This is a genomic window from Pseudomonas sp. AF03-9, assembly GCF_020515815.1.
In the GTDB taxonomy this organism is placed as follows: Bacteria; Pseudomonadota; Gammaproteobacteria; order Pseudomonadales; family Pseudomonadaceae; genus Aquipseudomonas.
On record NZ_JAHPJF010000010.1, the window covers coordinates 99,284 to 125,668 of the forward strand.

General features: G+C 62.3%; 21 protein-coding genes. 10 read left to right on the forward strand and 11 right to left on the reverse strand.

The genetic code is table 11. From position 1 onward, the window contains the following. Positions 1–59: 59 nt before the first annotated feature. The 5 genes from LIY36_RS13700 to LIY36_RS13720 all read right to left on the reverse strand — a co-directional run bounded on the left by LIY36_RS13700 (position 60) and on the right by LIY36_RS13720 (position 3,649). Complete coding sequence (locus LIY36_RS13700) at positions 60–452, reverse strand: EamA family transporter (RefSeq protein ID WP_192297334.1); 393 nt, start codon at positions 450–452, stop codon at positions 60–62. Continuing rightward, on the reverse strand, positions 449–829 hold the full coding sequence (locus LIY36_RS13705; protein ID WP_192297335.1) for a transporter: 381 nt from the start codon (positions 827–829) through the stop codon (positions 449–451). The genes LIY36_RS13700 and LIY36_RS13705 overlap by 4 nt, the downstream gene beginning before the upstream one ends. Continuing rightward, positions 826–1,746, reverse strand: a complete 921-nt coding sequence (locus tag LIY36_RS13710) for an arginase family protein (protein ID WP_226455961.1) — start codon at positions 1,744–1,746, stop codon at positions 826–828. Before LIY36_RS13710 ends, LIY36_RS13705 begins: the two co-directional genes overlap by 4 nt. A gap of 174 nt (positions 1,747–1,920) precedes the next feature. Continuing rightward, the gene (locus tag LIY36_RS13715; protein WP_192297337.1) at positions 1,921–2,574 is read right to left on the reverse strand and encodes a DsbA family oxidoreductase; all 654 of its coding nucleotides are present in this window, start codon (positions 2,572–2,574) and stop codon (positions 1,921–1,923) included. Between the two features lie 55 nt (positions 2,575–2,629). Beyond that, on the reverse strand, positions 2,630–3,649 hold the full coding sequence (locus tag LIY36_RS13720; protein WP_226455962.1) for an alpha/beta fold hydrolase: 1,020 nt from the start codon (positions 3,647–3,649) through the stop codon (positions 2,630–2,632). Positions 3,650–3,831: 182 nt separating this feature from the next. On the opposite strand from LIY36_RS13720, the gene metR reads away from it, so the two are divergent. Next, positions 3,832–4,749 carry a transcriptional regulator MetR gene (gene metR, locus LIY36_RS13725; protein ID WP_192297340.1) on the forward strand — a complete coding sequence of 306 codons (918 nt, stop codon included), beginning with the start codon at positions 3,832–3,834 and terminating at the stop codon, positions 4,747–4,749. Between the two features lie 139 nt (positions 4,750–4,888). Here the strand turns inward: metR and LIY36_RS13730 are convergent, their stop codons facing one another. The 4 genes from LIY36_RS13730 to LIY36_RS13745 all read right to left on the reverse strand — a co-directional run bounded on the left by LIY36_RS13730 (position 4,889) and on the right by LIY36_RS13745 (position 7,895). Next, positions 4,889–5,395, reverse strand: coding sequence for a GNAT family N-acetyltransferase (locus LIY36_RS13730; RefSeq protein WP_226455963.1), 507 nt, complete (start codon positions 5,393–5,395; stop codon positions 4,889–4,891). Beyond that, a complete protein-coding gene (locus LIY36_RS13735) occupies positions 5,392–6,030 on the reverse strand; it encodes a LysE family translocator (protein WP_192297344.1) in 639 nt (212 codons plus the stop codon). The genes LIY36_RS13730 and LIY36_RS13735 overlap by 4 nt, the downstream gene beginning before the upstream one ends. Before the next feature lie 24 nt (positions 6,031–6,054). Continuing rightward, entirely contained in the window at positions 6,055–6,468 is a 414-nt protein-coding gene (locus LIY36_RS13740; protein ID WP_192297346.1) for an NUDIX hydrolase, read from the reverse strand. Between the two features lie 110 nt (positions 6,469–6,578). After that, positions 6,579–7,895, reverse strand: a complete 1,317-nt coding sequence (locus LIY36_RS13745; RefSeq protein ID WP_192297348.1) for an HD domain-containing phosphohydrolase — start codon at positions 7,893–7,895, stop codon at positions 6,579–6,581. 255 nt (positions 7,896–8,150) lie between these two features. Here LIY36_RS13745 and LIY36_RS13750 point away from each other — a divergent pair, with 255 nt between their 5' ends. The 4 genes from LIY36_RS13750 to LIY36_RS13765 are packed head-to-tail and all read left to right on the forward strand — an operon-like array spanning position 8,151 to position 14,198. Beyond that, positions 8,151–10,025 (forward strand): putative bifunctional diguanylate cyclase/phosphodiesterase, encoded by a 1,875-nt coding sequence (locus LIY36_RS13750; protein WP_226455964.1) that lies wholly within the window; start codon positions 8,151–8,153, stop codon positions 10,023–10,025. Between the two features lie 56 nt (positions 10,026–10,081). Further along, positions 10,082–11,011 carry a cytochrome-c peroxidase gene (locus LIY36_RS13755; RefSeq protein ID WP_225595308.1) on the forward strand — a complete coding sequence of 310 codons (930 nt, stop codon included), beginning with the start codon at positions 10,082–10,084 and terminating at the stop codon, positions 11,009–11,011. Further along, the gene (locus LIY36_RS13760) at positions 11,008–12,822 is read left to right on the forward strand and encodes a DAHL domain-containing protein (protein ID WP_226455965.1); all 1,815 of its coding nucleotides are present in this window, start codon (positions 11,008–11,010) and stop codon (positions 12,820–12,822) included. Before LIY36_RS13755 ends, LIY36_RS13760 begins: the two co-directional genes overlap by 4 nt. Beyond that, positions 12,819–14,198 (forward strand): ATP-binding protein, encoded by a 1,380-nt coding sequence (locus tag LIY36_RS13765; RefSeq protein WP_226455966.1) that lies wholly within the window; start codon positions 12,819–12,821, stop codon positions 14,196–14,198. The genes LIY36_RS13760 and LIY36_RS13765 overlap by 4 nt, the downstream gene beginning before the upstream one ends. Positions 14,199–14,218: 20 nt before the next feature. On the opposite strand, the gene LIY36_RS13770 is transcribed toward LIY36_RS13765, so the two are convergent. Then, positions 14,219–14,491 carry a type B 50S ribosomal protein L31 gene (locus LIY36_RS13770; RefSeq protein ID WP_226455967.1) on the reverse strand — a complete coding sequence of 91 codons (273 nt, stop codon included), beginning with the start codon at positions 14,489–14,491 and terminating at the stop codon, positions 14,219–14,221. A gap of 189 nt (positions 14,492–14,680) precedes the next feature. Here LIY36_RS13770 and LIY36_RS13775 point away from each other — a divergent pair, with 189 nt between their 5' ends. From LIY36_RS13775 to LIY36_RS13795, 5 genes are all read left to right on the forward strand, one after another. Further along, positions 14,681–16,300: an FMN-binding glutamate synthase family protein gene (locus LIY36_RS13775; RefSeq protein ID WP_226455968.1), complete on the forward strand. Its 1,620-nt coding sequence runs from the start codon at positions 14,681–14,683 to the stop codon at positions 16,298–16,300. A gap of 11 nt (positions 16,301–16,311) precedes the next feature. Beyond that, complete coding sequence (locus tag LIY36_RS13780) at positions 16,312–16,596, forward strand: putative quinol monooxygenase (RefSeq protein ID WP_192297362.1); 285 nt, start codon at positions 16,312–16,314, stop codon at positions 16,594–16,596. 62 nt (positions 16,597–16,658) lie between these two features. Next, the gene (locus LIY36_RS13785) at positions 16,659–16,955 is read left to right on the forward strand and encodes a cupin domain-containing protein (protein ID WP_226455969.1); all 297 of its coding nucleotides are present in this window, start codon (positions 16,659–16,661) and stop codon (positions 16,953–16,955) included. Between the two features lie 226 nt (positions 16,956–17,181). After that, the gene (locus LIY36_RS13790) at positions 17,182–18,306 is read left to right on the forward strand and encodes an OpgC family protein (RefSeq protein ID WP_226455970.1); all 1,125 of its coding nucleotides are present in this window, start codon (positions 17,182–17,184) and stop codon (positions 18,304–18,306) included. Positions 18,307–18,371: 65 nt separating this feature from the next. After that, positions 18,372–24,878, forward strand: coding sequence for an NEL-type E3 ubiquitin ligase domain-containing protein (locus LIY36_RS13795; protein ID WP_226455971.1), 6,507 nt, complete (start codon positions 18,372–18,374; stop codon positions 24,876–24,878). A 3-nt stretch (positions 24,879–24,881) separates the two neighbouring features. On the opposite strand, the gene LIY36_RS13800 is transcribed toward LIY36_RS13795, so the two are convergent. Further along, a complete protein-coding gene (locus LIY36_RS13800) occupies positions 24,882–26,300 on the reverse strand; it encodes an amino acid permease (protein WP_226455972.1) in 1,419 nt (472 codons plus the stop codon). Between the last annotated feature and the right edge of the window lie 85 nt (positions 26,301–26,385).

The following is a 26,385-nucleotide window of genomic DNA, read 5'->3' on the forward strand; positions in this document are numbered from 1 at the left end:
CAACATGTGGGAGCTGGCTTGCCTGCTCCCACATGGGCCTGCATTTCATAGCAGGTTGTTCAGTTTTCTTCGCCTTCGGCCAACAAGGCGATCCCGCCGATAATCACCGCCACGCCCACCCAGTGCAGCGCGCTGATATGCTCCCCCAGCCCCAGCCACGAACCGAGCAATACCACCACAAACACCAGTGAACTCAGCGGAAACGCCAGGGACAGGCTGCTGCGCCGCAGGATCAGCATCCACACGAAAAACGCGCCGATGTAGCAGGCAATCGCCGCCAGGATTGCGGGGTTGCGCGCCACCTCACCCAGCCACAGCCAATTGAAGTCCATCTGCCCCAACTGGTCGCCGGCCACCTTGGTAAACAACTGTCCGGCGCTCTCGGTGCAGATCAGCAACGCCCACAACACCACCGTGCCAAAGCGCCCGTGTAGCCATGCGTGCGTGCTCATACCTGCCCTCCTCCAATCGCCACCAACATCACGCCCAAGGTGATCACCCATGTCCCCGCCCAACGGCGACGGCTGACGGTCTCACCCAGCACCACTTTGCCCACCAGCACCACCCCGCAATACGCCAGCGCGGCGGCGGGGAACAGCAGGCTCAAGGGCGCACGGGACAAGGCTTCGAGCCAGACAAAAAACTCAATCGCATAGGCGCCGATCCCCGCCCACAACAACGGCGCATTGAATACCTGGCCCCAGAACGCGTTCAGGCGAAAGCCGCCTTCCAACTCGGGCAAACGGTCCAGGCCGAGCTTGAAACACAGCTGGCCGATCACATCCAGCACGATGGAAAACGCCACCAGCAACACCACGGTCAACGTCACGGGAACAACTCCTCAAACAGGTCGATCAGGGCCGCATTGGTGGCCGCATTGCGTTGCAGATCCTCGGGGCTCCAGCGCTCGGGTGGCGGCTGGTCGGACTTGGCTTCCCAGCGCTTGAACGCGTTGCTGAATGCAGGCTGGGCGAACTCGCCGCACACGTCGATGCCAATGATCCGCTTGCGCGCCGCCAAGGCGCGCAGGGCCTGGAGCAAGTGGCTCAGGCGCATGCCGCCCTGATCCCAATTGGTGGCGGCGTCTTCGCTGGCGAGCACGTCTTTGTCGATGGTGATCCAGATCGCCTCGGTGGGCAGGCTGTCGATCATCTGGTCGAGAAACTCAGCCCAGTTCAGCTCGGCCAAATTGCGCCAGTGCAGGTGGTTTTCCTGCTGCCGGTGCCCGGCGCCATCGCCGACCCGGCCCCAGACTTTCGAGGGTGGATGCTGCCAGGGAAACAGCTGCAATTGCCCGCGTTTGAGCGCCCCGAGGTTGCCACCGCGCAGTTGCGGGTTATGCAGGTCGTCGCTGCAGGGGCCGAGGGTGACGATGCGTTTGATCGCCGGCATTTTCAGCGCGCGATTGACCCACGAGCCACAGTGGCGCTTGGGCGCAAAGCGCACCCAGTCGGGGTGGTTATCGAAGTGGATCAGGCTGACGGGCTCTTTCAAGTCGGCGAGAAACGCCGGTGTGAGGTGGTGATAGTCGCCGGAGCCGACAAACAGGATGTCCGGCCGCGCATCCACCGGCCGGGGCCGCTGGGCCAGGCGTTGGGCGAAAGACTTCCAGGTTTTTTCGGTGGACCACAGGCGCAGCTTGGGGCCCAGGTCCAGCAGGTCGATGCGCGTGGCCTGACCGCTGGCCAGGCGCAGGGCAATCGGTGCCTGGCCGGTGAGGCTGTGGTCGAGATCAAGAATATTCAAGGCAGAGGTGCCCCCTTTATGGCTTCAGGGGGTCAATGCAAGGGCCGGGCCAGCGGGTCTCTTGTGAACAATGAGTAACCCATGTGGGAGCGGGCTTGCTCGCGAACGCGGTGGATCAGCAACAGGTTTAGTGACTGGCACTCCGCTTTCGCGAGCAAGCCCGCCCCCACATTTTTAGTTGCGGGATTCGTTGATGATCTGGCGAATCGCGCCGACAAACGCTTCAGCCGGTTGCCCACCGCTCACCGCGTACTGGTCGTTGAACACAATGGTCGGCACCGACGTCACGCCACGCGACACCCACAGTTCCTCTTGCTCACGCACCTCGGCGGCATATTCGTCAGACGCCAGAATCTCAGCCGCGCGCTTGAGGTCCAGCCCGACGCTTTCGGCGATGATCGCCAGGGTCGCGTGGTCGGAAGGGTCCTGGCCGTCGCTGAAGTACGCCTTGAACAGCGCTTCCTTGAGGTTGTACTGCAAACCTTCGAGGCCGGCCCAATGCAGCAGGCGGTGAGCATCAAAGGTGTTGTAGATGCGGCTCTGGCCGTCGGTGCGAAAGGCAAAGCCCAGCGCGGCGCCCATGTCGCGGATGCGCTCGCGGTTGGCCTGGGATTGCTCGGCAGTGGAGCCGTATTTTTCGCTGATGTGCTCGACGATGTTTTGCCCTTCGGCGGGCATGTTGGGGTTCAGTTCGAACGGCTGGAAATGGATCTCGGCCTGTACGTCGGCGCCGAGCTGGTCGAGGGCTTCGGTCAGGCCCCGCAGGCCGATGATGCACCAGGGGCAGGACACGTCGCTGACGAAATCGATTTTCAGGGGAGTACTCATGGTGGGCAACCTCGTAGGCAAAAACGCGCCAGAAAGGTTGCACGATACACCAATGTCACAACACCTTCGAAGGCTCGCCCAGGTCAATCCGCGCCAGGTGCGCCGCGTCTTGGCGATGGGCTTGCAGGTACGGCAACACCGCCGTCAGCAGCGGCGCCTTGAACGCTTCCTGGAAACGGTGGGCCATGCCGGGAATCAACCTCAATTCGCTGCCCTGGATATGCGCCGCCAAGTGCACGCCGTGCATCACCGGCAACAGCGGGTCGGCGGTTCCGTGGACGACCAGGGTCGGCACGCGCAGTTGGTTGAGTAGCGGCACGCGGCTCGGTTCGGCAAGGATCGCCATGATCTGGCGCTTCACGCCATCGGGGTTGAACGCGCGGTCGTAGGACAGCGCCGCCTGGTGCAACAGGGCCTGGCGATCATCCTTCACATTCGGGCTGCCCAGTGCGGCGAGCAAGTCGGCCTGCTGCTCTAGCGCCACTTCACGGTTGGGCGCGCTGCGTCGCGACAACAATTGCACCAACGCCGCATTCGGCGCCGGCAGGCCTTCGGCGCCGGAGCTGGTCATGATCAGCGTGAGGCTTTCGACTCGCTGCGGCGCCATGGCCGCCAGGTGCTGGGCGATCATGCCGCCCATGCTCGCGCCCAGCACGTGGAATTGCTGGATCTGCAACGCGTCCATCAGGCCAATGGCGTCATCGGCCATATCGGTCAGTGTGTAAGGCGCCGCCACCGGCAGGCCGAGTTTGTAGCGCAGCACTTCGAAGGTCAGGTTGGCGCTGGCCGGGGCCTGGCGCCAGGAGGACAGGCCGACGTCACGGTTGTCGTAGCGGATCACCCGAAAACCCTGTTGGCACAGGGCGACGACCACTTCATCCGGCCAGTGGATCAACTGCCCGCCCAGGCCCATCACCAGCAACAAGGCCGGGTCGGACGCACGACCGATGCTCTGGTAGGCGATGCTTACCTGAGCCAGGTCGACCGATTGGGTCGGGACATTGACGTCACATCGAGAAGCCGCAAAAGACGGCAGGCCGAACAAGAAAGCGGCCAGTAAAAGCAACACGCGCATGAAAAACACCGAAACGCAGAACCCCAGTAGAGCGCGAGTCTGATGAAGTTTGTTCAAGCGCGCTGCCACAGTTGCGTGACAGTTTGATGAAGAGTGCCCAGCGGTCATAGTCGACAGGCCTTGCAACGTGAGACAAACTCACGCTATTCCGATTCGTCACAAATTATCTTCATGGAGAGCCCGTGCTCGAAATCCGCCACCTCAAGACCCTGCACGCCCTGCGCGAAGCCGACAGCCTGGTGGAAGCCGCCGAACGTCTGCACCTGACGCAATCGGCGCTGTCCCACCAGTTCAAGGAGCTGGAAGAACGCCTGGGCATGCCGCTGTTCGTGCGCAAGACCAAGCCGCTGCGCTTCACCAGCGCCGGCCTGCGCCTGCTGCAATTGGCCGACGCCACCCTGCCGCTGCTGCGCGGCGCCGAGCGTGATATTGCGCGTTTGGCCGGTGGCACCGCCGGACGCTTGCACATGGCGATCGAATGCCACAGTTGCTTCCAGTGGCTGATGCCGACCATCGACCAGTTCCGCGACGCGTGGCCGGAGGTCGAGCTGGACCTGGCCTCCGGCTTTGCCTTCGCACCACTGCCGGCCTTGGCCCGTGGCGACCTGGATCTGGTGGTGACGTCCGACCCGCTGGAACTGCCAGGCATCACCTATGTACCGTTGTTCACCTACGAAGCCATGCTGGCGGTGGCGAACCAGCATGCGTTGGCGAGCAAATCCTATATCGTCCCCGAAGACCTGCTGACCGAAACCCTGATCACCTATCCGGTGGAGCGCGACCGCCTGGACATCTTCACCCGCTTCCTCGAACCCGCCGACGTCGAACCGGCCCAGGTGCGCACCTCGGAGCTGACGGTGATGATGATGCAACTGGTGGCCAGCGGCCGTGGTGTGTGCGGCATGCCCCATTGGGCGCTGCATGAATACAGCTCGCGCGGGTATGTGAAAGCCAAGCGCCTGGGCGAGAAAGGCTTGTTTGCGACGCTGTATGCGGGGATTCGTGCGGACATGCTGGATGCGCCGTATATGCGCGATTTCCTGCTGACGGCCAAGGACACGTCGTTTTCGACATTGGATGGGGTCAGCGCCGTCCGCTGATACTGAAAACTCTGATGATCAAAATGTGGGAGCGGGCTTGCTCGCGAATGCGGTGGTTCAGTCGAATTATCTGTACCTGACACACCGCTTTCGCGAGCAAGCCCGCTCCCACATTGGATAGGGTTTCCACAGTTGGATTTCAGTCGGTCTTCAGTTCGCGCCACATGTGGATTTTGTCGAAGTATTCGACGCCCACCCTCACCGCCAACGGTTCCAGGCCGTATTGGATGAAACCGCAACGCTGGTACAGCGCAAACGCCGCGTCATTGCCGGCGGTTACGGTCAGTTGGATCACCTTCAGGCGCGGCTGCCTGCGCGCCTCATCCAGTGCCGCCTCGACCAGTTGACGGCCCACACCCTGGTGCTGATGGCGGGCATTCACATACATGCCAAACAACGTCACCTTGTGCCACGCCTTCTCCCGAGGCTCGAACGCCAGGCCGACAATACCGACCAGTTCATCCCCTTCAAAAGCACCGAGCAATCGATCCAACGGGCTGTCCAGGCGCTTCTCCCACCAGCTCAACGGCATCGCCGCACGCTCGGCCACGCTGGAGGTGAAGGCCTGGGGATAGACGCCATACGCCTCCAGCATCAATGCCCGATACGCCTGCGCGTCACGGGCGGCCAGCGTGCGGATGATCATGCGCTGCGGCGCTGCTCAAGCATCAGGCGCACGGCCAGGGCCGCCAGCACGAAGCCCATGAAGTAACGCTGCACCGCCAGCCAGGTCGGGTTGTTGATAAACCAACTGGCAATACTCGCGGCAAAAATCGCGATCAGCGCATTGACCATAAAACTCACGCTAATCTGGGTGAAACCGAGCATCAGGCTCTGGGTGAACACCGAACCGTGCTCCGGGGTGATGAATTGCGGAAACACCGAGAGGTAGAACACCGCGATCTTCGGGTTCAACGCGCTGGTGAGAAAGCCCATGGTCACCAACTTGCGCGGGGAGTCCGCCGGCAGTTGCTGGGCTTCGAAGGGCGAGCGCGCGCCGGGCTTGACCGCCTGCCAGGCCAACCACAGCAGGTACAGCGCGCCGGCCCATTTGAGCACTTCATACGCCATTGGCACGGCAAGAAACACCGCGGTCAAACCCGCCGCCGCGGCGAACAGGTGCACAAAGAAACCCGCGACCACCCCCAACAACGACACCAGGCCGGCCTTGCGCCCCTGGCAGATCGAACGGGAGATCAGGTAGATCATGTTCGGACCAGGGGTCAACACCATCAGCAGGCAGGCAGCGGCGAAAATCAGCAACTCGTTGAGTGGGATCACGGTTCAGTCCTTTGAGCCTGTGTGTCAGGCGGTGGTGGTCAGCGATGCGCGATAAAACGGCAGGATCAGGTCACGTGTCAAGGGTGCCAAAACCAGGCCGCCATCGCCGGCCGGGTCGATCCAACGCACTTCTTCAATTTCGGCGGCGGGGTTCACCGGCACGTCGATGCAAACCTTGTACAACTGCGCCTCGACGGTATAACCAGGCTCATTGGCGGCGGGTGCCGAAAAGTGCCCGAGGTATACGGCGGCGTTGGGGTCGATACGCAGGTTGAGTTCTTCGTGCAGTTCACGGGCCAGGGCTTCGGCAGGTTGCTCACCGGCGTCGATCTTGCCGCCCGGTTGCATGAACGCCTGAGTACCGCGCTTGCGCACCAGCAGGGTTTGGCCGTCGCTGCCGATCAGGAGGGCGGCGGCGATGCGGATGGTGGACGGCATGGGAGGGTTTCCTTGGGGCAAAGGGTGCAAGAATCACATGTGCGCATGGAACACAGCAATCAATGTGGGAGGGGCGGTGCGACGACTCGACCAGGCCCCTCGCGGATTTTTTACTGGAGTGCGCCTGAAGCGCCTGGGTCTTCCTTGATGAAGACGCTGTACTTGGCGCCTTCCATCGCCTCGAACGCAATCAGCTTGTCCACCAGCGGCAGGTTCAGCACCTTGCCGGCGTTGAGCAGCAGCATGCCGTTGTCGGCGTTGAGGTTGCGCGCCAGCACCATGCCGTCGGCCAGTTCGCGGGTGGTCAGCACTTTGATCGACGGATCACCGAGGGTCACATCGCTGAGGAACTTGGCGCAGGCCTGGGAGAACGCTTCCACCAGCTCCGGGTCATAGAGTCGCCCGGTGTATTTCTGGATGTACAACAGCGCCTCGCCACTGTTCATCTGCCGTTCAAGGATCAGGCCCTTCTGCAACTCGATGAAGTCCACCGCCAGTTTCAACAGGCGCGAGCCGAACGGGATCGCCTCGCCCTTGAGGTGGTCGGGAAACCCGCTGCCATCCCAGCGCTCCTGGTGGTGGCGAATGATCCGCGCCGCGTCCTTCATCGGTTCCAGGGTCATCAACAGCGATTCACTCTGGGTCGGATAGGCACGGTACTGTTCGCGGTCGGTGCTGTGCAGTTTGTCGGACGGGGCGACCAGCATGTTGTCGTTCCAGCTCAGCTTGCCGATGTTGTAGAGCGCGGCGGCCATGGTCAGGTCGCGGGTGCTGGCTTCGTCCATGCATTGGGACGCGCAGTACACGCGCACCAGTTCGATCAACGGGCGGTTGGTCTGCTTGTCCTTGGGCAGGCGCAGGTTGGCCAGCAGCGAGAACACTTCGGTGCCGGTCACATAGCTGCGCTTGAGTTCGTCGTAGGCCAGGTCGAGCATGTCGGCGGTTTGCTGCAACTCGCTGGTACGCGCGGCCACGCGTTTTTCCAGGGTGGCGTTGAGCGTCTTGAGCTGATCGTTCTGCTCCAGGGTCAGGCGCTCCAGGCGCTGATGCTCCAGGGCCTGCTGCAGGATCAGCTTGAGCTCGTCGTCATTCCAGGGTTTGCCGATATAACGGTGGATCTGCCCTTCGTTGATCGCCTTGATGATCGTCGGCAGGTCGGCGTAGCCGGTCAGCAGGATACGGCTGGTGGCCGGGTAAAGCTCGTGGACCTTGGCCAGCAGCGTGGCGCCGTCCATGTTCGGCATGCGCGCATCGCTCATCACCAGGTCGATGGGTTGCGCCGCCATGATCTCCAGCGCCTGGGCACCGCTGCCGGCGAGCACCACGTCATAGGGCTGGCCCCGCAGCAGGCGACGCAGGCTGTTGAGGATCGACTCTTCGTCGTCGACCAGCAAGATCGTAGGGTTCACAGCGAGTTGATCATCCATGGATACTGCGCCTTCAAATTAAACAGAATTGATCTAAATTGAACCATTGAGCCCGGAGGTACTGCGTCGTAGAAAAGCCTGGCCTATAAACGCCGGATGCCTCAGGGTAACAACCGGGGTTGATTTGACGCCAACTGGCCGTTGATTTCAAGGGAACTCGACTACGCTGTCAGAGCCGGTGTGCGCTTCGCTCAGCAGTGGAATCAGGGAAGGAATCGTTATGTTGTCGTACCTTACGCAGTTACGGAGCGCGTCATGAATCCGGGCTCAGGACGGGCAAACCGTCGCATTCTGATCGTCGATGACACCGCATCGATCCACCAGGACTTTCGCAAGATCCTCTGTGCCCATCCCGATGATGAACCGACCCTGGACGGCCTCGAAGAGGCGCTGTTCGGCACGGTCGCCCCGGTGCGCCAGGCGTTTGAGCTCGACTCCGCCTACCAGGGGCAAGAGGCCCTGGCCCTGGTGAACAAGGCCCTCGCGGCGAACGCCCCTTATGCCATGGTGTTTATCGACATGCGCATGCCGCCAGGCTGGGATGGCCTGCAAACCATCGAACAGCTGTGGAATGTCGACCCCAACTTGCAGATCGCACTGTGCACCGCGTACTCCGACTATTCCTTCGAAGCCATCGAGGCGCGGTTGAAGTACAACGACCAGCTACTGATCCTGAAAAAACCCTTCGACCACCTGGAAATCCGCCAGATGGCCAGCGCCCTGACCTGGAAATGGCAGCTCGCCCAAGATGTCGCGCTCAAGGTCATCGGCCTGGAACGCACCATTGAAGAACGTGTGCAGGAACTGCTGAAAGTCTCGCACCTGCTGCAATACGACGCGCTCACCGAGTTGCCCAACAGCACGCTGCTGGGTGACCGCCTGAGCCAGTCCATTGCCCTGAGCCGGCGGCATGACAAACAGTTGGCGGTGATGTTTGTCGGGCTCGACCGCTTCAAACGCATCAATAACGCGTTGGGCTACCCGGTCGGCGACGAGGTACTCCAGCAGGTCAGCCAGGGCCTGGTGGCGACGGTGCGCGATTCGGACTCGGTGTTCCGCTACGGCTCCGACGAGTTCGTCATCGTCCTCAACGACATCCAGCACCCCCAGCAAACCCAGCATGTGGCACATAAGATCCTCAAGGCCATCGGCGCCACCCGCCACGTCGCCGGGCACGACCTGAGCGTCACCGCCAGCCTGGGCATCAGCATTTACCCCAACGACAGCGGCAATGCCGTGGAGTTGATCAAGCACGCTGAAACCGCCATGCACACCAGCAAGGAGCGTGGCCCCAACGACTTCAGCTTCTATACCGAGGACATGAACCTGCGCGCCCAACGCCAGCAGAACATGGAAAGCGCGATTCGCCAGGCGCTGGACCGCGATGAGTTCGTGCTGCATTACCAGCCCAAGCTGGACCTCAAGTCCGGGCAGATCGTCGGGGCGGAGGCGCTGATCCGCTGGTATCAACCGCGCTCAGGCTGGGTCAACCCGGCCGAGTTCATTCCGGTGGCCGAAGACAGCGGCCTGATCGTGCGCGTGACCCTCTGGGTGTTGCAGCAAGCCTGTGAACAGACACAAGCCTGGCGGGAGATGGGCCTGGCGCCGTTGACCATCTCGGTGAATGTCTCGGCCATTGACCTGCGCCAGCGCGACTTTGTCGACAACCTGGCCGCCATCCTCAAGCAGACCGGCCTGCCACCCGCACAGCTGGAGCTGGAAATCACCGAAAGCGTGTTGATGCAGAACGTCGAGGAAACCGTCACCCAGCTGGAATCCATCAAGGTCATGGGCGTGCGCCTGGCCCTGGATGATTTCGGCACCGGTTACTCCAGCCTGAGTTACCTGCGGCGCTTTCCCATCGATGTGTTGAAAATCGACCAATCCTTTGTGCGCGGCATGGGTACAAACAGCCAGGACGCGCAGTTGATCAGCGCTATCATCGGCATGGGCAAGAGCCTGGACCTGAACATCATTGCCGAAGGGGTGGAAACCTTCGAGCAACTGACCTTCCTGCGCAATCAGCACTGCGAGGAAGGTCAGGGATTCTTGTTCAGCAAGGCCGTGTCATCGAAGGATTTCACCCAGATGCTGCAAGTGGGTTCCGCGACGCTGATGCCCAACCAATAAACAGCCCTATGCTTGCAAGGAGTGCTCGCTTGAGCCAAACCCCAACCTACCGTCTCATGCTCCTGCTGTGGGTGAGCCTGCCGCTGGCGGCCGCGCCGCTGGACGAAGCGCTCAAGCCGTTGCCTGCGGTGCCGGCGCTGGACCCGGCCAAAGTCGAGCTGGGTCGTCGGCTGTTCAACGAAACGCGCTTGTCGGTCAACAACACGCTGTCCTGCGCCAGCTGCCACCGCCTGGAAATCGGCGGGGGCGACGACAAACCCTTCTCCCTGGGCTTTGATGGCAAGCCGGTGCAGATCAATACCCCGTCCGTGTTCAACGCCAGCCTGAACTTCAAGCAGTTCTGGAATGGCCGGGTAGACACGCTGGAAGCGCAGGTCGAACAGGTGGTCATCAGCCCGGTGGAAATGGGCAGCGACTGGAAGACAGTGGTGCAGAACCTCACCGACCTGCCCCTCTACCAAAAAGCCTTCAGCCAGGCGTACCCCGATGGCGTCACCGCCGCCAATGTGCAAAACGCCCTGGCCACCTACGAACGCACGCTGCTCACGCCCAACTCGCGCTTTGACCAGTACCTGCTGGGCAACACCGAAATCCTGACCCTGCAGGAAAAATACGGCTACCAGCGCTTCAAGGATTACGGTTGCATCGCCTGCCACCAGGGCGTGAACATCGGCGGCAACATGTTCCAGAAATTCGGCGTGATGGGCGACTACTTCAAGGCGCGCGGCAACCCGGTCGAAGCGGACCTGGGACGCTACCTGCTGACCAAGGACGAAGAAGACCGGCACGTGTTCAAGGTGCCGAGCCTGCGCAACGTCGCGATCACCGCGCCGTACTTCCACGACGCTTCGGCCAAGACCCTGGAGAACGCGGTGGACGTGATGTTCAAGTACCAGTTGGGGCGTAACCCGACCCAGGAAGACAAGGACCTGATTGTCCAGTTTCTCAAGACCCTTACCGGCGACTGGGCGGGCAAACCTCTATGACTCTGTCTTCGCGCCGTACCAGCCAAGTGCTGTTGACCCTGGTCACCCTGCTCCTGGCCTCGACGCTGGTGTTTCTGTACCTCAAGTCGACCCGCGACCAGACCGCCAGCTACACCGAGTCACGCGACCTGATCCGCCAGCTCCAGCAACTCAACGCGCAATGGGACAGCGAAGTGCTCAAGGCACGGATCGCCATCACCCACAACTACGACCCGCTGGTCACGCCGCTCACCGACATGACCCGCTTGTGGGCCAACCTGAACGATCGCGACACCTACCACAGCCCCCAAGACCTGCCGCGCTGGCAAGCCACCAAAGCGGCGTACCAGGCCGCGATCCAGGAAAAAGCCCGGCTGGTGGACCAGTTCAAGTCGCACAACGCAGTGCTGCGTAATTCCCTGGCGTTTTTGCCGACTGCCGAAGATGACATCCAGGCCCAGTTCAATCGCTATGACGATCAAGACCGCCTGCAACTGCAAAGCGTGGCAACCGACACCTATGACCTGTTGCTCAGCAGCCTGGAGTTCGCCCAGGTCACCAGCGATGATCGGGCCGCCGATATTCTGGTGGGCCTGGGCAAACTGGAGGTCAACAAGGAACGCCTGCCCACGGAGTTCCAGGCACCGGTCGAAATTCTCAGCAATCACATCTCGCTGATCCTGCGCGAGCAACCTGTGGTCAACAACCTGCTCGAACGGATCGCTAACGTGCCCGTGGCCGAGCGCCTGGATGACCTGACCACCCACCTCAATCAGGACCAGCAAGCCGCCGACCTCATCGACCACCAATACCACCGCTACCTGCTGATCTTCTCGACCTTGCTGGTGGTGCTGCTGCTCTACCTGGCCGTGCGCCTGCTGCGCAGCTTTGCCGAGATCAACCGGGTCAACCGCGCCTTGCAGGCGGCGAACGAAACCCTGGAACAACGGGTGGAAAGGCGCACCCAGCAGCTCAAGGATGCGCAAACCGAACTGCTCGACAGCGCGCGCCAGGCCGGTATGGCCGAGATCGCGACCAACGTGCTGCACAACGTCGGCAACGTGCTCAACAGCGTGAACATCTCCGCCGACCTGGTCACGCGCAAACTGCGCAGCAGCAAGGCGCTGGGCCTGGGCAAGGCGATGCAGTTGATCAACGAACACCAGGCAGACCTGGGCACCTTTCTCACCCAGGATGAAAAGGGCAAGCTGCTGCCCGGCTACCTGAACCAGTTGGTGGAGGCCATCGCCCAGGAACAACACGGCATGGCCGAAGAACTGGCGCAACTGAGCAAAAGCGTCGACCACATCAAGGACATCGTCTCGACCCAGCAATCCTATGCCGGCGCATCCGCCCTGCTGGAGCCGGTGCACATCAGCGCCTTGATGGAGGACGCCCTGCGCATGAACGCCGGTGCCCTGAGCCGGCACCACGTCACGGTGGTCAAGGACTTTGCCCAGGTGCCGGAGATTCTCGCGGACAAACACCGCTTGCTGCTGATCATGGTCAACCTGATCAGCAACGCCAAATACGCCATGAGCAACCTCTCCAACCGCCCGCGGCAGATGACCCTCAGCGTGCAGCCGCTGGGCGACGGCAACCTGCAGATCAGCGTGAAGGACGACGGTGAAGGCATCCCGCCGGAAAACATGGCGCGGATCTTCACCCACGGCTTTACTACCCGCAAGGAAGGCCACGGCTTCGGCCTGCACAGCTGCGCCCTGGCGGCCGTAGAGATGAAAGGCCAGCTCAGCGCCCACAGCGACGGGCCTGGCCTGGGCGCGGTATTTACCTTGACGATTCCCCTAACCCTGGCCGGACATCCCGAATGAACCAACCGCCCAACCGGCGCATCCTGTTGATCGATGACACGCCGTCGATTCATGACGACTTCCGCAAGATCCTGATGCCCACCACCGAGTCGAACCAGGCGCTGGACGACATGGAGTCCGCCCTGTTTGGCGGTCCGGAAAAACCCCAGGCCCAGGCATTCGAGCTGCACTCGGCGTACGGCGGCGAAGAGGGCCTGGGGTTGCTGGCAACCGCCATGGCCGAGCAACGCCCCTACGCCCTGGCCTTTGTCGACATGCGCATGCCCCAGGGCTGGGACGGCGCCAAGACCATCGAGGAGCTGTGGAAAGTCGCCCCCGACCTGCAAGTGGTGGTGTGTACCGCGTACTCCGACTACTCCTGGGAAGAACTGCTGGAACGTCTGCACGCCCATGATCGCTTACTGATCCTGAAGAAACCCTTCGACAACATCGAAGTGCAGCAGATGGCCAACACCCTCTCCAACAAGTGGGACATGGCCCGCCGCGCCGCCCTGCAAACCTCGCACCTGGAGCTCTTGGTGGAGCAGCGCACGCAGGCGCTGCAAGTGGAAATCGAAGAACGCAAACACCTGGAAAGCCAGTTGGTGCAGTCGGAAAAACTCGCCTCCCTGGGCCAACTGGCGGCGGGTGTGGCCCATGAAATCAATAACCCGGTGGGGTTTATCTCCTCCAACCTCAGCACCCTCGACGGCTACTTCGAGCAACTGCAACAGATGCTGGATGCCTATCGCCAGGCCGAAGCGCTGCTGCCCGCCGGCGAGCAGCGCGACCGGCTCATGGCACTGGCCAAGACCCTGGAACTGGATTTTCTGCGGGAAGACATTCCGATCCTGATCCGCGAATCCAAGGACGGTATCGGGCGCGTGGTACAGATCGTCAAGGACCTGAAGAACTTCTCACGGGTGGACACCGACCAGACCTGGCAGTGGGCCAACCTGCAACAAGGCATCGACTCCACGCTGAACATCGTCGCCAGCGAACTCAAGTACAAGGCCGACGTGGTGAAGCAATACTCCCCCCTGCCGGAAATCGAATGCCTGGCTTCGCAGCTCAATCAAGTGGTGATGAACCTGGTGGTCAACGCGGCACAGGCCATGGGCCCGGAACGCGGCACCATCACTATCAGCAATGGCGTGGAAGGCGAAAACGTCTGGCTGGAAGTGGCCGACAACGGCTGTGGGATTGCCCCGGAGACGGTGCAGAAAATCTTCGATCCGTTCTTTACCACCAAACCAGTGGGCGAAGGCACGGGCTTGGGTTTGTCGCTGTCGTACGGCATCGTCAAGAAACATGGTGGCGATATTTCTGTCAGCAGCGAGCCGGGTAAGGGGACGAAATTTCGGGTGGTGATACCGATTCGGCAGACGGCGGCGTAGGGCACGCCGCCGAATATTGCTCACTCCTGGGCTTGTTTCGCACTCGACCCAAACGCCGCAAAACGCTTGTTGAACCCGGCGATCCGGCCTTCGGCCTGGGTTTTACGCTGCTGGCCGGTATAGATCGGGTGCGAGGCGCTGGACACGTCCAGCGGGATGTAGGGGTAGGTGTTGCCGTCGCTGTGTTTGTGGGTACGGTCGCTGTCGGCGGTGGAGCCGATCAGGAAGAACACGTCGGCGGCCGTGTCGTGGAACAGTACAGTGCGGTAGTCGGGGTGGATTCCAGCTTTCATGGGGCCTCCGGGGCGTCTGGGTGCATTTCAAGTGTTATACAGTAACGCAAATCACGCAGCCAAACGAGAACCGATTGCAATAAGAATAGGCCTGCCACTTCTATGCAGAATAAACCCATAGGTTGTCTGGGGTTTCGTTACGGGCGCAGAATGGCGGATCGACCTTAGAGTCCGAACCAAGGGAACCGTATGAGCCTGTCCTTGCTAAGCCGTTACGCCTTCTTTGCCGTGTGCGTCATTTTCACCCTCGCCAGCCTCCCGTTTATCCAGCATGAATGGCTGTGGCCCATCACCGTGGTCACCGGCGTCCTCAGCCTGATCGGCATTTTCGACCTGCTGCAAAGCCCCCACGCGGTGCGCCGCAATTATCCGATCCTGGGCAATATCCGTTATCTGGTCGAAGCCATCCGCCCGGAAATCCGCCAATACCTGCTCGAATCCGACAGCGACGCCCTGCCCTTCTCCCGGGCCCAGCGTTCACTGGTGTACTCGCGCGCCAAGAACGAAACCGCTGACAAACCCTTCGGCACCCTGATCGACGTGTACCAGTCGGGCTTCGAATTTATCGGCCACTCCATGCGCCCTGCGCCGCTGAGCGACCCCAGCGCGTTTCGCGTGATGGTCGGGGGGCCGCAATGCACGCAGCCGTATTCGGCGTCGGTGTTCAATATCTCGGCGATGAGTTTTGGTTCGTTGAGCGCCAACGCAATCCGCGCGTTGAATCAAGGCGCCAAGCTCGGCAACTTTGCCCACGACACCGGCGAAGGCAGCATCAGCCCCTATCACCGCGAAAACGGCGGCGACCTGACCTGGGAACTGGGCAGCGGCTACTTCGGCTGCCGCACCAGCGATGGCCGCTTCGACCCGGAACGCTTCGCCGTGCAGGCGCAGAACCCGCAAGTGCGCATGATCGAAATCAAGATGAGCCAGGGTGCCAAACCCGGCCACGGCGGCATCCTGCCCAAGCACAAGGTCACCCAGGAAATCGCCGAGACCCGCGGCATCCAGATGGGCGAAGACTGCATCTCGCCGTCGCGCCACAGTGCGTTTTCCACGCCTATCGAATTGATGCAGTTCATCGCCCAACTGCGTGAACTGTCGGGCGGCAAGCCGGTGGGCTTCAAGTTCTGCCTGGGCCACCCGTGGGAATTCATGGGCATTGCCAAGGCCATGCTCGAAACCGGCATCCTCCCGGACTTTATCGTGGTCGACGGCAAGGAAGGCGGCACCGGCGCCGCGCCGGTGGAGTTCACCGACCACATCGGCGTGCCGCTGCGTGAAGGCCTGCTGTTTGTGCATAACACCCTGGTGGGCCTGAACCTGCGCGACAAGATCAAGCTCGGCGCCAGCGGCAAGATCGTCAGCGCGTTCGACATCGCCAGCGTCCTGGCCATCGGCGCCGACTGGGCCAACTCGGCACGCGGTTTTATGTTTGCCATCGGCTGCATCCAGTCGCAGTCGTGCCACACCAACAAATGCCCGACCGGTGTCGCCACGCAAGACCCGCTGCGCCAACGCGCACTGGTAGTGCCGGACAAGGCCCAGCGCGTGTTCAACTTCCACCGCAACACCCTCAAGGCGCTGGCCGAAATGCTCGCCGCCGCGGGCCTCGATCACCCCTCGCAACTGTCGGCCAAGCACCTCGTGCGACGCATGTCGGCGACCGAGATCAAGCTGTTCTCGCAACTGCATGTGTTCCTCAAGCCCGGCGAACTGCTCACTGGCGAAGTGAACGGCGAGTTCTATTCGCGCATGTGGCAGATGGCGCGGGCGGACAGTTTTGAACCCCATGAAGTGGTTGCCGCCTGAGGACGCACATTGTGTTGAAAGTCATCGCCGAAGATTTCATCAAACCCGAACACGTGGAAACAGTCCGTGGGTGGTACGCCGAACTGGTGGAAAAAACCCGTCAGGAACCGCTGTGCATCGCCTACGATCTGTTCATCGATCAAAAGGACCCCGGGCACTTTGTCTTTATCGAGCAATGGCCTGACCAGGCCGCGCTCGACATCCATTGCCAGACCGAACACTTCACCCGGCTGGTGCCACAGATCAATGCGTATCAGGCCAAGCCGTGCCGAGTGTTGTTGATGGACGCGTTTTAAACCCACACCTGCCCCCTGCTGAACCGGACCACCGACGGCATCGTTGAAACAAGGAGATTCACATGCCGTTACTGGACTTTTCTGCCATCGCGGAACAACTGCCCGCCCCTTGGAAATCCACGCGCCTGGGCCAGGTCGGCCCGGCGCGGATCAAGGTCTTGCGCATGGATCAGCAGGCGTATGAGCAAGAGACTCACGACTACAACGAAGGGTTGCTGGTGATCGATGGCTGCTTGCGACTGGCGATTACCGGCGAGGAAGTCGAGGTCGGGCCAGGCCAGATGTACCTGGTGGACGCCTATGTCGCTCATGGGGTACTGGAAGGAAGCCACGGTACGCTGGTGATTATTGACCTGTAGCTCAGTCCCTATGTCCAATCACCTCTGGCGGCGTTTGAAGCTCCCCATCAACAGGCGCCACCGGCGTACTCAAGCCCGCGACGTACGGCAATATTGAGACATTCAGTAATACCCGACCTTTGCAATTGCTTACAAATACCGCCAACCTGCCCGCCCGACGTGCGGCGCATGACGTTGCCCACGTCCACCTGTCCTTATTAAACCTATTGTTCAAGAGCCCGTAGCCATGCCTAACGGACGCGACCCGCGCATCGATTTCTTTCGGGGCCTGGCGTTGATCTTCATTTTCTGGGATCACGTCCCCCACAATCCTCTCGGCCAGATCACCCTGCGCAACTTCGGCTTCAGCGATGCCGCAGAAGTGTTTGTATTCCTCGCCGGTTTTGCCGCCGTGCTCGCCTACGGCAAGATCATGCAGCGCGACGGCTACTGGATGGCTTGCCTGAAGATCCTGCGCCGGGCGTGGGTGCTGTACGTGGTGCATATCTTCCTGCTGGCCCTGTTGATGGGCATCGTGTTCTTCGCCAACAGCCATGTGGAAACCCGCGACCTGGTCTCGGAGATGGGCCTGACGCACTTCGTCACGCACCCGCAACAAGCCCTCACCGATGAACTGCTGCTGCGCTTCAAGCCCAATCTGATGGACCCGTTGCCGTTGTACATCGTGCTGCTGGCCGGCCTGCCGCTGGTGTTGCCGATGCTGGTGCGCAAGCCCTCCGTGGTGGTCGCCGTATCGCTGACGATCTACCTGCTGGCACCGTGGATGGGCTGGAACCTGCGGGCGATTGCCGATGGCGTGTGGTACTTCAACCCGGTCACCTGGCAACTGTTGTTTGTGCTCGGTGGCGCGGCGGCGATACACAGCCAGCGACCAAGACCCGTCGAGACGCGCCCACTGTTGCGTCAGCCGCTGTTCGTCAGCGCGGCGCTCTACGTATTGCTCGCGGGGATACTCACCCTGTCGTGGCGCTGGCCCGAGGTGCACGATGCGTGGATGCCGTCGCGCCTGAGTGACCTGCTCTACCCCATCAGCAAGACCGATCTGTCGCCGCTGCGCCTGGTGCACTTCCTGGCGTTGGCCTACGTCACGGCCAAGCTGCTGCCCGGCGCAGGCTGGACGCAAAACCGCCTGGCGGGCGAGGTCTGCCGCATGGGCCGCTACTCCCTGGAAGTGTTTTGCCTGGGGGTGGTGCTGGCGCCCTTGGCGGACATGGTCAACGCCATGGCCAACGATGCGCTGGCCGTGCAACTGGCCACGGCCATCGTCGGCGCGTTGCTGATGGCGGGGCTGGCCGCGTGGTTGGAATTCAACAAGCGCCTGGATCAACGCAAAGTCGCGCTACATAGCTAGCGCCCGGCACCCATAGGTGGGTGCTTCCATTTGCCTTCCACTCAACCCGTGAAAGGAAATGGCCCATGCCTACCCACCAACTGCTCAACGGCTTGTCGGGCAACCTGCAATCCAGCGAATCCTGGGCTCGCCAACAAGCTCTGGAGCTGATCCGCGAAACCCTGGCGCGAACGATGGGCAGCCTGACGCTGGCGCAACAGCGCGACTACGTCAGGCTGCAACGCGAAGCCCACCAGGCCCTGAAAGCGGTGGACCGCGAAAACACCGCGATCATCCAGGCCTTCAAGACCCAAGGGCTGGCCCAACTGAGCAGCAGGCTAGGCGGCCTGGACCCGCAAGCCATCCACCTGCACACCCGCTACCTGCAAGAGCTGCAACCACCGCTGCCGTGGGAACCCAGGTCCAGCCAGCCGCTGTCACGCCAGCGTCGCTTTCGCCGCGCCTACGATGAATGGAAATACCGCGCCCACGTCTCCACGCTGTCGCTCTGGGATGCGGCCTGCCTCAATTTTGACTTCGCCACCGCTGAGCGTCAGGCATCAGGGCACAGTTTTGTCGACGCGTCCTACCTCAGCGGCGCCGAAGGCCTGAAGCTGAGCGTCAGCGAGTTCATCACGATTGCCCGTGAGCTGGACTTCGGCGGCCAGTTGGCGCAGCGCCTGCAACGGGCACTGGGCCCCGGCGGCGATCTGTACGCCACGCTGCAGGCCAGCGCCAAGGCCTGCCTGCGTTTCGAAGCCCTGGAGGCCTATCGCAATCGCGCCATCACCGGCGTGACCCGCGAGCACTATGACAGCCTGAGCGCCGCCATCGACGGTAGCGGCCCGGCATTGAAATTCGACACCCTGGGCATGAGCACCGGCATCACCGTGTTGCCCGCCGTCCCCTTCGTACCGTCAGGGCAAACCGTCCCGGTGCCCCTGCTGGTGATTCATGTGGGCAGTCGCGCGGTGCTGTCGTATTTCCCGTTCCGCCCCGGCGGTGCCCTGCGCTACCACACCGATACCCGTCAGGCGGCGGATGACTTCCTGCAACAGCTCAAGGACAGCCACGCCCAGGGCGACCTGGGCTGGTTCGCCCGGCAACTGCCGATGACCGAAATGCACGGGTTCAAGCGATTGCTCAAGGAGGCATCACGCCCCGTGGGCCTGAGCCCGACCGCCGGGTTCCTGTACGACACGTTTCACTGTCTGTTCCCACCGCACACCCTCGATAGCCTGCGCTTTACACCAGACCCCAAACATGGCCGCGAAGAAACCCTGGTACAGGCCTGCACATACCGCGAAGTGCAACGCTATCAAGCCAACCTGTCGACCCTCGCCACCCGTCGCTCGGAACGCGACCTGCAGGCCTTGATCGACGGCGCGGCCGCCATCGCCCAGGAAGTCCTCGAACTGTTGCTCACCCCCGTGCCCGGCGGTGTAACGGGCCTGAACCGGGTCATGCAGGTGGCAGTGTTCGGCAGCCTGGCCTACAGCATGATCGTGGGGATCAACGAAGCCGCGAGGGGGGAAGCCAATGAATTCGCGTCGGCCCTGGCCGACACCGCCGACCTGGCCATCAATGGCCTGTTGATCACCACCGCCGGCCGCGTGCATCGCCAGCGTATCGAGAGTTTGCTGCACCGGCTGGGCAACCCGCGAAAAATGCTCAAGGCCGACGGTACGCATGTGCTCTGGAAGCCGGACATCGGCCCCTACGCAATTCTCGACCAGCACCTGCTCGACGGCCAGGTCGCCAACCCCCAAGGCGTCTTCCCGGTCCACGGCAAGCAGTACGCCTGGCTGCAACAAAACGGCCAGCGCCGTGTGGTGGAGGTCAGTTACGACGCCAAGCTGATGCGCTTCGTGCTCAAGCAGGAAAACGACAGGCAGTTTGCCCCACCGATTCTGTTCAACCCCGCGCAACAGGCCTGGACCCTGGACCTGCACAACGCCCATACCCTCTCGGACATCCAACTGGCCGAGCGCATGCTGCCCAACGGCTCCACCGCCGTACCCCGGGTCGACATGGAAACAATGCTGCGCAGCACCGCCACCGACCGCGCAACCCTCGATAGTGTATGGAGTGGCCAGCCCGCACCGATCAACCTCACCGAAGGCGTAAGGCGCCTGCAGGCCGACCAGATCATCGAGCAGTTGATCAAGGACTTCCACCTTCGCGGCCACATGCCGCCCCACGCCGACGCTGCCGTATTGAGCCTGTTGACCCAGGTGCCCGGCTGGCCTGCCGACGTCAGCATCAACGTGCACGACCGGCAAGGCACCCTGCTCGAAAGCTATGCCGCCAACGACAACGGGCTTTCCCACACCATCGACCTGATGCGCCGCGATGATGGCACCTACGGCCTGCTGGCGGACCCCGCGACCAGCGTGCCCACCCGCGAGCAACTGTTCGAACTGATCCTCACCCAACAACCAGCCCATTCACGCTTGGGCAAGGAAGGCAGCCCGCACCTGACGCTGGCCCAGCGCATTGCCCGGGTGCGCCTGCAAATCAGCCAGCTGGCACAGGCACACCGCATGACGCTTTTCGAGGCCATGACGCGCTATGACGGCTATGCCCGCGCTGAGTTGGCCGCCGATGAAAGCGCCCGGCAATTCTTGCCGATCAAGGTCGCTCCGCCCTTGGTGGAAGTGACCCCCGTGCTGAAAAAACTGCGCCGACTCTACCCACCCCTGACCTCGGCCAACCTGCAACAGTTACTGCTGATCACGCCCTTGAGCAGCCGCGAGCAAGCGCAATTCCTGCACGATGCAAGCCTGCCCGCCTCGGTGCGGGAACACCTTGAACACCATCGCACCGCCCTGCGTATCGACGCCGTGATAGACGGCCTCTACCATCGCCGCGCCTTCAACCCCGACACCGACCAATGGGCCCGCGAGTTCACCGCGAGCCTGTTGCTCAATACCTTCGAGCGCCACTTCGTGGTCACCGACATGAGCCGCGGCACACCGTCCAATCGCTACGTTTCAAGCGGGCCCGACGACACCACTGTCGAGCTGTTGCACTACGGCCAGGGCCGCTACGAGGCCTACGACATGCGCAACGCCGGGCCGATTCCGGTGACACCCGGGGTCGACAGTTTCTACCTGGCCGTCGCCTCGGTGATGCAACCGGGTGAACGCCTGCAACTGGGGATGAAGAGCGCCAGTGATGCCCAGGGCCTGCGCAAAACCCTCGGTGATCTCATGAGCGCCCAGCGCAGCCCTGGAGGCCAGGTCAGCCTGCTGGATCAGTCCCTGGGCCAATACGAACAACGCGTCGTGCTGCCCCATGACCTCAAGCCCGACGCTGAAGGCATCTACGAATGGAACGGCCAGCAACTGCTGCCGCTCTATGGCTCGCTGTACCCGATTTTTTTCGACAAACGCCTGCGCAAATGGCGGCTCAGGCATCCGGAAAAAGTCGGGGTCGATACCCCCCGCCTGGAGCACAACCGCCGGGGCGCCTGGCGATTGTCGAATGAAAACCCGATGACATGGGATGACCACCGTCTGTTCTACCGCCTGGGGGCGAGCAACTTTCATGTCGACCAGGCCACCGCTGCGCGGATCATGCGCGTCACCGACACCCCAGCGCGGGCCTTGCGCGAAGTGCACAGCGCCGGCCTGCCGCCGCCACCGTTGCTGCAAGACACCAGCAAGCGGTTTCGCATCGAGCGGGAAATCCTGCAGTTCATCAATGCCATGACCGTCTACTCGGCCACCCGCAATGCGCGGCCGTCCCTGCAATTGCTGCTGGTCACCAGCTTACCGGCGTGGCCCGCCAGCCATGCGCTGCAGATCGTGGATGAGCAGGGTCAGGTAATCCGTCGCTATCCGGCCAGAAGCTCACCCGAAGCCAAGGCCATCCGCCTCACCGAAGCCGAAAGCCGTGGTCTGGAACCGCTGAATAACATTGCGCTGAACGATGACGTCAGCCGTGCGCTGCTGGGTACCTTGCCCGCCACCCAGGAGGAGCGTCTGTTCAAGCTGTCCAAACGCATCGCCGACCACGCGTGGCGCGAACGCGCGCAATTGTTCGACATCCTCTACGCCCAGAGCGAGCATGCCACGACACTGATCGAACGGCGCCTGCACGCCCACTTCCCGCACCTGCCTACCAGCGCGATCACCGCGATACTTGAACAAGCCACGCCCAAGGAACTCAAGCACTTGCAACAGCAGGACCAGGTCGGCCTGCGCCTGGCGGAACAGGCGCGGCTCACCGCCGACGATATGCGCCTTAACCGGGCGTACGAAGGCCTGTTCCTGGACACCCTGGCCAACCCCGACAGTGACAGAATCATCCTGCACGTGCTCAAGGATTTGCCCGGCTGGCCCCTGAGCCTGCGCGTGGACGTACGCCAAGCCAGCCTCTCCGGCCCGTTGCTAGGCAGTGGCGGGCATGCCAGCGCTGTCGACCGCCGCACGCTGGTCAAGATCGATGGCACCTACCAGGCCTATGGCCGCGAGGGACAACTGCTCAACGACCCCAGCGACAGCAGTGGCCTGATCAATAGCGTGGCCTCGCTGCTGACCGACACCGAACGCAGCAACCTGGGCCTGGACGACAGCGGTGACACAGCGCCGCTGCGCGAACGCATCGCCGACTTGGCCCTGGGCCAGCGCGTGGCAATCAAATCGCTGCTGGGCCTGGCGCATATCCCGCCGTGGTTGCAACCGCCGATGCCGGTGCACAGCACATTCCTGGCCTACCCGTTTTCCCTGCGCAGCCTCTGGCCTTTCAGCGGCCGCCAGCCAGTGGACCTGGTCAGCAAGGTCAAGGAACTCTACCCCAGCTTCAGCACGGCGGCGGCCAACGAATTGATTGACGGCCTGGGCATCAGCGAACCGGCGGCGCTGATTGAGCTGGAGCGGCGCAAAGCCGAGTACCAGACCCTGGAGTTCGAGCTCAACCGCTGGATCGAAACGCCCCAGGCCATCGACGACCCCGAGACCGACCCGCTGGGTTGGAACTATGGCCTACGCCGCAGCCTGGCCGAACGGATATTGCGCGCCTGGCGCCGGGAAACCCGCTCGGCCTATGACAATGAATCGGGCCTTTTCGACAAACACCAACTGGTGTTGCGCCTCGACGGCAACGACCTGCCCGACCCGGCCTTCATCCTGAGCAACCGCGCATTCGAACACATTGAATACCTCAGGATCGACGGTGACATGCTCCCCACCATCGGGAACGCATTCCTCAGCAAGTTCACCGGCCTTACCCACCTGAAACTCGATTGCCTGCTCGGTGAACTTCCCCCCGCACTCGCCCAGATGACCCAACTGCAACAGTTGGATCTGAGCGACAACATGATTGCACTGACGGTTGAGTCCCGCCAGCACCTGGCCGGGCTCACACGCCTGGACGGGCTGTTCCTGGATGGCAACCCCCTGGGCCTGACGCCCGATGTCAGCCGGATGACCCGCCTGCGGGTGCTGTCTCTGCGCCAGACCAACATCGACCAGTGGCCCATCGGGGCCGAGAGCCGCAGCAGCCTGCGTAGCCTGCTGCTTCAGGAAAACCGCATCACCACTATTCCCGACGCGGTGTTTTCCGATGTGCGCATGGGCCCCACCAACCGCAACACCATCCTGCATGACAATCCATTGAGCGATGCCACGCTCGACAGGCTACGCAGCTACCGCAACCGAACCGGCATCGTGCTGGGCGGCGCGCTGCCGGGCGTCCTGCATCAACAGGCGCAGGCCATTGACGTCAACCGATGGCTGACCGGCGTGCCCAGCGCCCAACACGCGCAACGTCAAACCCTGTGGCAACAGTTGCGCCAGCATGAAGATGCCAACCCGGACGACACCTTCCGGGTCCTGCGGGACCTCACGCAGTCGTATGCTTATCGGCGCAACCAGGCCACCCAGCAAGCACTCACCCGCCGTGTGTGGAACCTGCTCGACGCCATGGGCCAATCCACCGACCTGCGCAACCGGGTATTTCTCAATACCTACGTGGCCGGCACCTGCGGCGACGGCGCCATACTGGCGTTTATCAATATGGAAATTGAGCACCTGGTGCACCAGGCACGCAACCAGGCCGGCAGTGAGCAGGCCGACCGCCAATTGCTGGGCCTGGCCAGGAGCCTGTTCTACCTGCGTCGGGTGGACCAGTTGGCCGAGGCGCATATCGAGCGCCTGCGTGCAGCGGGGGTGGACCCGGACGATGCCGAGATCAAGCTCTACTACCGGCTCAAGTTGCGCGATGCGTTCGACCTGCCGATCAGACGTGAAGAGATGCTCTACGCGGTCGAAGAATGGGTGAGCGAAGACGACGTGATCCAGGCCCGGCAAACCCTGGAGGCACTCGGTCGGACCCAGGCGGCGCAGGAGTCGTTATTGATGGAGGACTTCTGGATCGAGTACCTGGCCCGCAGCTACCCGGAGCCCTTCTCGACCATCGACAATGTGGTGCGCCACCAGCTCAATGCGCTGAACCAGGAGATCAGCGACCGGCGTTCGGACGCGTACCTGGACCGACGCCAATCCCTGGTGGAGCTGGAAATTGCCGAGCGCAATCGCCTGGTGCGCCAGTTGACCGAAGCGGCGCAACTGGCACAAAAGGCGCACTGAAGCTTACGCCGAGCGCGGGGCGGCTTGGACGTTGGCGACCGGCTGCAACTTGAACACGTAGAACAGCACGGTCAGCAACACCAGAAACGCCGGCCCCACGTACAGCGCCACGCGGGTATCCGGGAAGTACGCCATCAGGCCCACCACCAGTACCAGGAAAGCCAGGGCCAGGTACGAACTGACCGGGTACAGCCACATGCGGTACTTGAGCCCTGCCTGCTCGGCCGGGCTCAGGCCTTTGCGGAACTTGAGCTGGGCCAGCAGGATCATCAGCCAGGTCCAGATCGCGCCGAAGGTGGCGATGGAGGTCACCCACACGAACACCTGGTCCGGCACCAGGTAGTTGAGCAACACGCCCAGCAGCAAGGCAAAGATCGACAACAGCAAGGCCTTGCGCGGCACACCGTTGCTGGAAGTCGTGCCGAACGTGGCCGGTGCCTGGCCGTTCTGCGCCAGGCTGTAGAGCATGCGCCCGGTACTGAAGATGCCGCCGTTGCAGGAGGACAGCGCGGCGGTGATCACCACAAAGTTGATGATGCCCGCCGCGGTCTTGATGCCCAACCGCTCGAACGTCATCACGAACGGGCTGCCCTGGGTACCGATTTCATTCCACGGGTAGATCGACAGGATCACGAACAATGCACCGACGTAGAACAGCAGGATGCGCCAGAACACCGAGCCGATGGCGCTGGGAATCGTCTTCTGCGGGTTGCGGGCTTCGCCGGCGGTGAGGCCGATCATCTCTACGCCCAGGTAGGCGAACATCACCATTTGCAGGGACATCAGTACGCCCTGCACGCCGTTGGGCATGAAGCCGCCGTGGGCCCACAGGTTGGAAATGCCCAGCGCCACGCCGTCGTTGCCAAAGCCGAAGGCGATGATGCCAACACCGCCGATCACCATGGCGATGATCGTGACGATCTTGATCAGGGCGAACCAGAACTCGAATTCACCGAACGCCTTCACGGCGATCAGGTTGATCGTGCCCATGCTGATCAAGGCGGCCAGGGCCCAGATCCAGCGTGGCGTGTCAGGAAACCACACGCCCATGTACACCGCCACGGCGGTGATCTCGGCAACGCACGTCACCAGCCACAGGAACCAGTAGTTCCAACCTGTGAGAAAGCCCGCCAGCGGACCGAGATAATCTTGCGCGTAACGGCTGAACGAGCCGGCGACGGGGTTGTGCACGGCCATCTCGCCGAGGGCGCGCATGATCACCAGGATCGCCAGGCCGCCGATGATGTACGACAGCATGATCGCCGGGCCGGCCATTTCAATGGCCTTGGCCGAGCCTAGGAACAGGCCGACGCCGATGCAGGCACCGAGGGCCATCAGGCGAATGTGTCGTTCACCGAGTTCGCGTTTGAGCGGGCCGCCTTGAGCGGTCTCGCCATGGGGCAGTGGGTTGCCGACGGGCATAGGGGTACAACCTCATCTTGTTATTGGAGTGCCCGCCGTGGAGCGATCGCAGCGGGGCGTGCAGTATAAAAAGCCAGGGTTAGGG

Excerpts from the sequence above, each read along its gene's own strand:
- LIY36_RS13700 (WP_192297334.1), bottom strand. The coding sequence starts at position 452 with ATGAGCACGCACGCATGGCTACACGGGCGCTTTGGCACGGTGGTGTTG.
- LIY36_RS13715 (WP_192297337.1), bottom strand. The coding sequence starts at position 2,574 with ATGAGTACTCCCCTGAAAATCGATTTCGTCAGCGACGTGTCCTGCCCC.
- LIY36_RS13720 (WP_226455962.1), bottom strand. The coding sequence starts at position 3,649 with ATGCGCGTGTTGCTTTTACTGGCCGCTTTCTTGTTCGGCCTGCCGTCT.
- LIY36_RS13730 (WP_226455963.1), bottom strand. The coding sequence starts at position 5,395 with ATGATCATCCGCACGCTGGCCGCCCGTGACGCGCAGGCGTATCGGGCA.
- LIY36_RS13740 (WP_192297346.1), bottom strand. The coding sequence starts at position 6,468 with ATGCCGTCCACCATCCGCATCGCCGCCGCCCTCCTGATCGGCAGCGAC.
- LIY36_RS13745 (WP_192297348.1), bottom strand. The coding sequence starts at position 7,895 with ATGGATGATCAACTCGCTGTGAACCCTACGATCTTGCTGGTCGACGAC.
- LIY36_RS13750 (WP_226455964.1), top strand. The coding sequence starts at position 8,151 with ATGAATCCGGGCTCAGGACGGGCAAACCGTCGCATTCTGATCGTCGAT.
- LIY36_RS13755 (WP_225595308.1), top strand. The coding sequence starts at position 10,082 with ATGCTCCTGCTGTGGGTGAGCCTGCCGCTGGCGGCCGCGCCGCTGGAC.
- LIY36_RS13760 (WP_226455965.1), top strand. The coding sequence starts at position 11,008 with ATGACTCTGTCTTCGCGCCGTACCAGCCAAGTGCTGTTGACCCTGGTC.
- LIY36_RS13765 (WP_226455966.1), top strand. The coding sequence starts at position 12,819 with ATGAACCAACCGCCCAACCGGCGCATCCTGTTGATCGATGACACGCCG.
- LIY36_RS13770 (WP_226455967.1), bottom strand. The coding sequence starts at position 14,491 with ATGAAAGCTGGAATCCACCCCGACTACCGCACTGTACTGTTCCACGAC.
- LIY36_RS13775 (WP_226455968.1), top strand. The coding sequence starts at position 14,681 with ATGAGCCTGTCCTTGCTAAGCCGTTACGCCTTCTTTGCCGTGTGCGTC.
- LIY36_RS13785 (WP_226455969.1), top strand. The coding sequence starts at position 16,659 with ATGCCGTTACTGGACTTTTCTGCCATCGCGGAACAACTGCCCGCCCCT.
- LIY36_RS13790 (WP_226455970.1), top strand. The coding sequence starts at position 17,182 with ATGCCTAACGGACGCGACCCGCGCATCGATTTCTTTCGGGGCCTGGCG.
- LIY36_RS13795 (WP_226455971.1), top strand. The coding sequence starts at position 18,372 with ATGCCTACCCACCAACTGCTCAACGGCTTGTCGGGCAACCTGCAATCC.
- LIY36_RS13800 (WP_226455972.1), bottom strand. The coding sequence starts at position 26,300 with ATGCCCGTCGGCAACCCACTGCCCCATGGCGAGACCGCTCAAGGCGGC.